The following is a 7,192-nucleotide window of genomic DNA, read 5'->3' as shown; positions in this document are numbered from 1 at the left end:
GGCGGGGACCTTCCCACAGCGACGCCGGGCGGGTCGCTGTCGCCCACGTCCGGCGCCACCGCGAGCGACCGGCGGCCCCAGGTGGATCCGGTGCGCGCCCAGGCCCTGGCCGCGGGCGGGCTGGAGGACCTGAAGTCCCTGGAGCAGGAAGCCGCGAAGCTGGAGTCCCTGGCGCGCGAGCTGGACGGACGCGCGGGCGCGCTGGAGCGCCGGGCGAAGACGCTGGCCCCCTGAAGCACGGCCGGGCTCGCTAGAGCAGGCCCCCTTCCACCTCCAGCACCACCGTGGCCTGCAGGCGCACCTCGCGCTCCGGCAGGCGCCCGGAGCCGCGCAGGATGATGGCCATGGTGGGCGCGGCCACGTAGGGCCGCAGGTCCACGCTGCCGTCCGCCTTCAGGGTCAGCGTGGGGTTGGGCGGGTTCAGACCCAGCCCGGCGATGCCGTCCCGTCCCGCGAAGCGCGACTCCCGGTCTCCCGCGCGGGCCACGGCCTCCAGCGAGTCCAGGAAGTCGAAGCCCTGATCATTGGGGCTGAGCACCTTGAGCGACAGCGACTTCACCTCCACGCGCGTCACCTCGTCCTTGGTGACGTCGCGGTTCTTGAAGTCCTGGTTCTCGTTGAAGTCCAGCGCCGCGAAGCTGCTGATGGCGGGAAAGGCATTGAGGAGGGTGGGCGCGCCGATGGTGTTCGCCGGCACCGTCGCCTCGCCCTGCACCTGCGTGGTGAAGGACGACGGAGAACAGGCGGCGAGCCCCAGGCCGGCCACCACCGCGAACAAGGACACTTGAGACATGGCCCCAATGTACCGGGCGTCCGGGTGCGGCGTCACCGACCGCTGGCGCCACCGGTTGTCCCCCGGAGGACGTGGGGGCCGGGGGCTTCGTGAGGATGGGGCGTGCAGGCGGCCCGGAGTATGGTGCGCGCGTCTTGGACCGCCGCCTCCGCCCGCTCCTGCTCGTCCTCGCCACCCTGTGGGGCGGGGGTGCGCGCGCGGCCGAGTGGCAGGGCTCGCTCAAGGGCACCGGCCGGATGCTCGCGGACAGCAACGCCCCGCGCGACTTCTCCGACGGCGTCACGGCGGGCCCCACCACGGACCTGGCGCTGAGCGTGCTGGGCACCGCGGAGGGCCGGGGCACCGGCGAGCGCTCACAGGTGGTGGGCCGTTACGAGCTGGGCGCGCGCAAGTACCTGGACTACGCCAACGAGGACACCCTGGTGCAGGCGGGCGCGCTGGAGGGCTCGCTGGCGCTGGGCACCGAGTGGGGCGTGGGCGCCGAAGGCCACGCCAAGGACCGGCGGGGCGGCAGCCGCGCGTACTCGGACCTGGGCACCAGCCTGTTCGCCGAGTACGCCCCGGACGTGCGGCTCGCGCTGCGCGTGCGCCTGGGGGCCCGCCGCTTCGTGTACCGCCCGGACCACACCGCGGACTTCGGCGGGATGGAGGTGGGGGTGCTGGGGCGCTACCGGTTGGACCGGCGCCACTCCCTGAGCGTGTTTGGCGAATGGGGTTCGCGCCGCTACGGCCCCCTGGCCCGGCCCTTCCCCGGCTACGTCCAGACCCCGGACCGGCGCCAGGACGGGGCCCTGGTGGCGGGAGCGGGCTACACGTACCGGGGGCCGGTGAAGCTTTCGCTCACGTATGCCTTCCAGGAGGTCAGCTCCAACAGCTTCGGGGAGACAGCCCTGCGCCACCGGCTCACCGGGAGCGCCGGGGTGCGGCTGCCCTGGAACGTGACGCTGCTCGCGCAGGGCTCGCTGGGCCTGTCGCGCTACCCGGACGGCATCTTCCTGTCGCCGGAGATCATCCTGGTGGAGGAGGACGAGGGGCAGAACTCCCTGTCCCTGAAGCTGGCCCGCCCTGTCTCCCCCCGGGTGGACGTGGAGCTGTCCTGGGGCATCTGGAGCACGCGCCTGCCGCGCAACGCCCTGAGCTACACCCGTCAGGTGTTCGGCCTGGGCTTCACCTGGCGTGACCAGGAGTAGACGCTTCAGCCCGGGGCCGGCTCAGTCCAGGTCCGCGATGCGCTCGTCGATCTCCTCGGCCAGGCCCGGGTGTCCCTGGGCCAGGGCGTGGTCCCGGCCGGTGGTCAGCACCTGGCGGGCCTTGTCCGTCTGTCCGGCGGCCACATAGGCGTCCCCCAGCGAAACCAGGGCGGCCGCATAGTTCGGGTCCAGACGGACGGCGGACTCCAGGCTCTGGATGGCGTCGGTGTATTCCTTTCGCTCCAGGTGAAGCTTCCCCAGGGAGAACCAGGCCATGGGGGCGTCGGGGAACTGGGCCACCATCTTCTTGAATTGTTCCAGGCGGGCGTCGCTCATGGACGGAACCCATTAGAGGAGCGCTGGAAGGTTGCCAAGGGTGCGCTAGGGTAGTTGGCACATGGCCACGAAGAAGAAGACCCCCGCATCCAAGACGACGAAGACGAAGGCGAAGGCGAAGAGCGGCACCCGCGCTCCGGCCCGGAAGAAGACGGCGGCGAAGAAGTCGGCGAAGTCCAGCCTCCGTCCGCCGCCGCGCAAGACGACCGCCGCCGCTCGCAAGAAGGCGCCGCGCGCTCCGGCGCCGCCGGCTCCGCCCAAGATTGCTGAGAACCCGAAGGCGCGCGAGCTGGCGCGCCGCATCGGCGACCTGCTGCTCGACAAGAAGGCCTCCGACGTCGTCATCCTCGACATGCGCGGGATGACGTCCTACGCGGACTACATCGTCATCGCCTCCGGCGAGAGCGACCGTCAGGTGAGCGCCATGGCGGAGAACGTCCAGGTGCAGCTCAAGACGGGTTCGCAGCCCCTGCGCCCCATCAGCACCGAAGGCATGGAGACGGGCCAGTGGGTGCTGCTGGACTACGACGACGTCGTGGCCCACCTGTTCAACGGCGAGGTGCGCGCCTTCTACGACCTGGACGGGCTGTGGGCGGACGCGCCCCGGGAGAAGCTGGCCTGAGGTGAAGGTCCGCCTGCTGTCCATCGGCAAGGACCGCTCCGGGCTGTTCGAGCCCGCCGTGCAGGAGTACGCGCGGCGGCTCGAGCACTACACGCGCTTCGAGCTAATTGAACTGACCGAGGCGTCGGGCAAGAAGCTCAAGCCCGGCGAGGCCAAGGCCGCGGAGGCCGCCGCCATCCTGTCCAAGCGCAAGCCGCAGGACTGGGTGGTGGCGCTGGACGAGCGCGGCACGCTGCTGGATTCGGTGGCGCTGGGCCGCTACGTCGCCAAGGCCCAGACGGGCGCGAAGGACCTGCTCTTCGTCATCGGTGGGGACGAGGGGCTGGACGACTCGGTGCGCGCCGCGGCGCACCAGGTGTTGTCCCTGTCGAAGATGACGCTGCCCCACCGTCTGGCGCGGGTGGTGCTCATCGAGCAGATCTACCGCGCGTTCACCATCATCAAAGGCGAGCCCTACCACAAGTAGGCAGCCGGGCAGCCCGGCCGGGCACCGGGCCCCGCGCGTCAGGGCGCGCGCGGGGCCCGCGTCCGAGCGGCCATGTCCACGTCACCTTCTGAAACCTCCACGGCCGTCGCGCCGGCCGCCACGGTGCGCATCATCGCTTCGCCCCAGTCCTGGGTGGAGGGCGAGGCGGTGCGCCAACTGGAAGCCGTGGCGCGACTGCCCGGCATGCGCCTCGCGGTGGGGCTGCCGGACCTGCACCCCGGCAAGGGCGCCCCGGTGGGAGCGGCCTTCGAGTCCGAGGGCTTCCTCTATCCCTACCTCGTGGGCAGCGACATCGGCTGTGGCATGGGCCTGTGGGACGTGGACCTGCCGGTGCGCAAGGCGAAGGCGGAGCGGTGGGCGGCGAAGCTGGACCTGGAAGGTGCGTGGGAGGGTGACGCGGAGGCCTTTCTTTCGGAGCAGGGTGGGAAGGCCACGGGCTTCGAGGCGGCGCTGGGCACGGTGGGCGGTGGCAACCACTTCGCGGAGGTGCAGCGGGTGGAGACGGTGCACGACGCGCGCGTCTTCGAGGCGCTGGGGTTGCGGGCGGAGCGGTTGCTGCTGCTCGTGCACTCGGGTTCGCGAGGACTGGGGGAGGCCATCCTCCGGACGCACGTGGACCGGCACGCGGCGGGCGGGCTGACGGCGGGGACGGCCGAGGCGCGCGCCTATCTGGAGCGGCACGACGGCGCGGTGACGTGGGCCCGGGCGAACCGCGCGCTGGTGGCGCATCGGACGTTGGAGGGCATCGGGGCGACGGGGCGGCGGGTGCTGGACGTGTGCCACAACAGCGTCACCGTGCGGCACTCGGACGGGCGCGTGGGGTGGCTGCACCGCAAGGGCGCGGCGCCCTGGGATGAGGGGCCGGTGGTGATTCCCGGCAGTCGCGGCGCGCTGAGCTATCTGGTGTTGCCGGTGGGCACGGGCGAACACAGCGCCCACAGCCTGGCGCACGGCGCGGGCCGCAAGTGGACGCGCACGGCGGCGCGTGAGCGCCTGAAGGAGCGCTTCAGCGCGGAGTCCCTGACGCGCACGGTGTTCAAGAGCCACGTCGTCTGCGAGGACCGCGACCTGCTCTTCGAGGAAGCACCGCCCGCGTACAAGGCCATCGACCGCGTGGTGACGGACCTGGTGGAGGCGGGGCTGGTGCGGGTGGTGGCGACGCTGGCGCCGGTGCTCACGTACAAGACGCGGGGCCGCTCGGCGGAGTGAAGCGGGGCGCGGCACGGGGCTGGCACGAGGGCACGGCATGAGCTGCCCCCTGGAGTCCCGGTGATGTGGAAGGCCTTGTTGGACCTGCTGTATCCACCCATGTGTCTGGCCTGCGCGAAGGTGCTGCCGGGCGTGGGCGCGGTGTTCTGCGAGCCATGTGACACCGCGCTGGAGCGACTGCCGCCGGTGTGTTGCCGGACGTGCGCGGAGCCCGGCACGTTCCCGGGGAACACCTGCCCCCGGTGCCGGAGGGTGCCGCCGCCGTTCAGCCGGGCCTGGGCGCCCTTCGCGCACGAGGGGCCGGTGGCGCGCGCCATCCATCGCTTCAAGTACGAGGACCAGCCGGACCTCGCGGCGCCGTTGGGAGTGTTGCTCGCGGACGAGGCGCGGCGGTTCCTCCGGTCAGCGCCGGAGTGCGTGGTGGCGCTGCCGCTGCATGTCCGCAGATTCCGCGCGCGGCAGTACGACCAGGCTCAACTGCTCGCGGGGACGATGGCGAAGGCCACGGGGCGGGTGGCGCCGGTGGGGTGGCTGGAGCGCACGCGCGAGACGAAGCGGCAGGTGGGGCTGAGCGAGGCGGAGCGCACGGGCAACGTGGCGGGAGCCTTCGTGGCGTCGCGGGCGGTGAAGGGGCGGGAGGTGCTGCTGCTGGACGACGTGTTCACCACCGGGTCCACCGCGCGGGCCGCCGCCGTCGCACTGCGGGACGGAGGGGCCACGCGGGTGGAGGTGTTGACGTTGGCGAGGGCGTTCACCCTCGCCTGAGGGGACGGCTCAGTGCTGGGACTTCTTCAGCCGGGCCATCTCCGCCTGCAGTTCCTTGAACTGGCGCTCCAGTTCGTCGCGGCTCTGTGCTTCCAGGTTGCGGCGCAGCTCTTCCGCCGCGAGCCGGCGCTCCAGCTCTTCGCGGCTGCGGGTCTCCTCATCGCGACGCTGAGTCTCTTCCGTGAGACGCCGCTCGGCGTCCTCCGCGCGTCGGGCCTCCTGCTCCGCCCGGCGTTGCAGCCCCACCGAGTGGTCTTCCAACCGATCGATGAACTCCTCGGAATCCAGCAACGGCGCGTTGCCGGCCCAGAAGCGCACGTTTTCACCTTCCACCTGGAGTTCGAGCCCCAGCACCTCCGAGACGAAGCGCCCGTGATGGGACTCCATGCGCGTGTAGACGCGCGCCTCGGGTGTCGCCAGCCGGTAGCCCTCCAGCGTGAGCCGGCCTCCGTCGAAGATGAAGTACTCGGGGATGCCCAGCCGGGCGTAGCGACTCACGTTGAACTCGGCGTCCTTCTTCCGGTCGCCCCCGACGTGGACCTCCATCACCCAGTCGAGTCCGCGTCCTTCGTGGCTGACCATCCATTTGCCGCGACGGTGGGTCTCCACATCCAGCACGACCAACAGGTCTGGCGCGAAGCGCCGCTCCGCCGGGTAGTACACGGGCAACTCCGAGCCCACGTACACCTTGCGCCCGCGTCGCTTGAAGTAGCCCCTGAGCGCGGCCTTCGCGATGAACTTGGGCTCCTGGTGGGAGTCTCCTTCCGGCATCGCCATTTCGTCGTACGTCACCTCCGCGGGCAGTGCTTCCACCACCTGCGCCCTCTCCTCCGACCCCATCCGCTCCCACGCTTCCTGCGAGGGCGCCCGAGGGTAGGCGTCCCCAACCTTGTCGGTATGACGTCCCATGACCTCAAGCCTGCGTCGGGTAGGCCCTTCGGTCAATCGCCCCCGCGTGGGCGCTGGAGCAAGCCGCACGCCAGGACGGCTTCGGGAACGCGCGCGTAGCCAGGGGGCCGCGCCAACCTTCCGGTTCAGGGCGCCTTCACCGTCTCCAGCGTTCGCGCCTCACCGCGCAGCTGCGCGTCCAACCAGAACGTCCCGCCGGGCACCAGCGAGGCCGCGAAGGCCATGAGGATCCGCTTCACGCCCCAGCGGTATTCGATGGCGGCCATCAGCAGCGTGTACAGGTACGCCATGAAGAGCACGCCGTGCGCCATGCCCACCACGCGCACGCCCTGGGGCAGGTGCAGCATGTACTTCAACGGCATGGCGATGAGCAGCAGCACCAGGAAGGACAACCCCTCCCAGAAGGCAACGGCACGAAAACGTCCCAGGGCGGTCTTCAGCATGGCTGCTTCTCGCCCCCCCGCCGCGACACCGTCAAGCCTCGGGGGATGAACCGCATGGGCTCACGTCGTGCCTCCAGTGAGCCCCGGTGATGGGCCCGGCTCGCGCTCGATGGCCCTGCGGCGCACCTTCCGGGAGGCAGCTCCCCCGTTCGCCTGGCTCTTCCACGCTTTGGATGTCCCACCCCTCATTCCCCAAGACCTCCTTGCGGTGAATCCACACAAAGCGCGGGAGAGCCAGTCGCCTGGACAAAGCCTCCCCCAGCAACGGCGCGTGGAAGCACGGCCGGACGCGCGTCCTGGGTCCGACGGGACGGTGCGCCACGCCTTCCGCGTCGCCATTGTCGGAAGGTGTTGCGCCCCTCGCCTTCCTCCACCCGCGCGGCCCCGGAGACTGCTATCCCCTGCGCCGTGAGCACACCGCGATGACTCCTCCCCTCC

At 71.1% G+C, this 7,192-nt stretch carries 9 protein-coding genes and 1 pseudogene; 6 read left to right on the top strand and 4 right to left on the bottom strand.

The window, feature by feature from the left end:
* Nucleotides 1–234: pseudogene (locus D7Y13_RS35500) on the top strand (TetR family transcriptional regulator); the annotation flags it as partial.
* A gap of 16 nt (nucleotides 235–250) precedes the next feature.
* On the opposite strand, the gene D7Y13_RS35495 reads toward D7Y13_RS35500, so the two are convergent.
* Nucleotides 251–793, bottom strand: coding sequence for a hypothetical protein (locus tag D7Y13_RS35495; RefSeq protein ID WP_199732975.1), 543 nt, complete (start codon nucleotides 791–793; stop codon nucleotides 251–253).
* Nucleotides 794–888: 95 nt separating this feature from the next.
* Here D7Y13_RS35495 and D7Y13_RS35490 point away from each other — a divergent pair, with 95 nt between their 5' ends.
* Entirely contained in the window at nucleotides 889–1,983 is a 1,095-nt protein-coding gene (locus D7Y13_RS35490; RefSeq protein ID WP_167508807.1) for a hypothetical protein, read from the top strand.
* A 21-nt stretch (nucleotides 1,984–2,004) separates the two neighbouring features.
* On the opposite strand, the gene D7Y13_RS35485 is transcribed toward D7Y13_RS35490, so the two are convergent.
* Nucleotides 2,005–2,319, bottom strand: a complete 315-nt coding sequence (locus D7Y13_RS35485) for a tetratricopeptide repeat protein (protein ID WP_120537724.1) — start codon at nucleotides 2,317–2,319, stop codon at nucleotides 2,005–2,007.
* 61 nt (nucleotides 2,320–2,380) lie between these two features.
* On the opposite strand from D7Y13_RS35485, the gene rsfS reads away from it, so the two are divergent.
* The 4 genes from rsfS to D7Y13_RS47260 all read left to right on the top strand — a co-directional run bounded on the left by rsfS (nucleotide 2,381) and on the right by D7Y13_RS47260 (nucleotide 5,402).
* A complete protein-coding gene (gene rsfS / locus D7Y13_RS47265) occupies nucleotides 2,381–2,941 on the top strand; it encodes a ribosome silencing factor (RefSeq protein ID WP_199732976.1) in 561 nt (186 codons plus the stop codon).
* 1 nt (nucleotide 2,942) lies between these two features.
* A complete protein-coding gene (locus tag D7Y13_RS35475) occupies nucleotides 2,943–3,407 on the top strand; it encodes a 23S rRNA (pseudouridine(1915)-N(3))-methyltransferase RlmH (RefSeq protein WP_120537725.1) in 465 nt (154 codons plus the stop codon).
* 72 nt (nucleotides 3,408–3,479) lie between these two features.
* Nucleotides 3,480–4,637 carry an RNA ligase RtcB family protein gene (locus D7Y13_RS35470; protein ID WP_120585883.1) on the top strand — a complete coding sequence of 386 codons (1,158 nt, stop codon included), beginning with the start codon at nucleotides 3,480–3,482 and terminating at the stop codon, nucleotides 4,635–4,637.
* Between the two features lie 63 nt (nucleotides 4,638–4,700).
* Nucleotides 4,701–5,402: a ComF family protein gene (locus tag D7Y13_RS47260; protein ID WP_199732977.1), complete on the top strand. Its 702-nt coding sequence runs from the start codon at nucleotides 4,701–4,703 to the stop codon at nucleotides 5,400–5,402.
* A gap of 9 nt (nucleotides 5,403–5,411) precedes the next feature.
* Here the strand turns inward: D7Y13_RS47260 and D7Y13_RS35455 are convergent, their stop codons facing one another.
* Together D7Y13_RS35455 and D7Y13_RS35450 are read right to left on the bottom strand one after the other, a co-directional pair.
* Complete coding sequence (locus D7Y13_RS35455; RefSeq protein ID WP_120585884.1) at nucleotides 5,412–6,311, bottom strand: Uma2 family endonuclease; 900 nt, start codon at nucleotides 6,309–6,311, stop codon at nucleotides 5,412–5,414.
* Nucleotides 6,312–6,436: 125 nt separating this feature from the next.
* On the bottom strand, nucleotides 6,437–6,754 hold the full coding sequence (locus D7Y13_RS35450) for a DUF3817 domain-containing protein (protein WP_120585885.1): 318 nt from the start codon (nucleotides 6,752–6,754) through the stop codon (nucleotides 6,437–6,439).
* Nucleotides 6,755–7,192: the final 438 nt, after the last annotated feature.

It is taken from the genome of Corallococcus praedator (genome assembly GCF_003612125.1).
Taxonomy (GTDB): domain Bacteria; phylum Myxococcota; class Myxococcia; order Myxococcales; family Myxococcaceae; genus Corallococcus; species Corallococcus praedator.
This window is presented reverse-complemented; position numbering and strand designations above follow the sequence as displayed.

What these genes read in the sequence shown, in the direction of transcription:
- D7Y13_RS35495 (WP_199732975.1), bottom strand. Translation starts at nt 793, where the DNA reads ATGTCTCAAGTGTCCTTGTTCGCGGTGGTGGCCGGCCTGGGGCTCGCC.
- D7Y13_RS35490 (WP_167508807.1), top strand. Translation starts at nt 889, where the DNA reads ATGGGGCGTGCAGGCGGCCCGGAGTATGGTGCGCGCGTCTTGGACCGC.
- D7Y13_RS35485 (WP_120537724.1), bottom strand. Translation starts at nt 2,319, where the DNA reads ATGAGCGACGCCCGCCTGGAACAATTCAAGAAGATGGTGGCCCAGTTC.
- rsfS (WP_199732976.1), top strand. Translation starts at nt 2,381, where the DNA reads ATGGCCACGAAGAAGAAGACCCCCGCATCCAAGACGACGAAGACGAAG.
- D7Y13_RS35470 (WP_120585883.1), top strand. Translation starts at nt 3,480, where the DNA reads ATGTCCACGTCACCTTCTGAAACCTCCACGGCCGTCGCGCCGGCCGCC.
- D7Y13_RS47260 (WP_199732977.1), top strand. Translation starts at nt 4,701, where the DNA reads ATGTGGAAGGCCTTGTTGGACCTGCTGTATCCACCCATGTGTCTGGCC.
- D7Y13_RS35455 (WP_120585884.1), bottom strand. Translation starts at nt 6,311, where the DNA reads ATGGGACGTCATACCGACAAGGTTGGGGACGCCTACCCTCGGGCGCCC.
- D7Y13_RS35450 (WP_120585885.1), bottom strand. Translation starts at nt 6,754, where the DNA reads ATGCTGAAGACCGCCCTGGGACGTTTTCGTGCCGTTGCCTTCTGGGAG.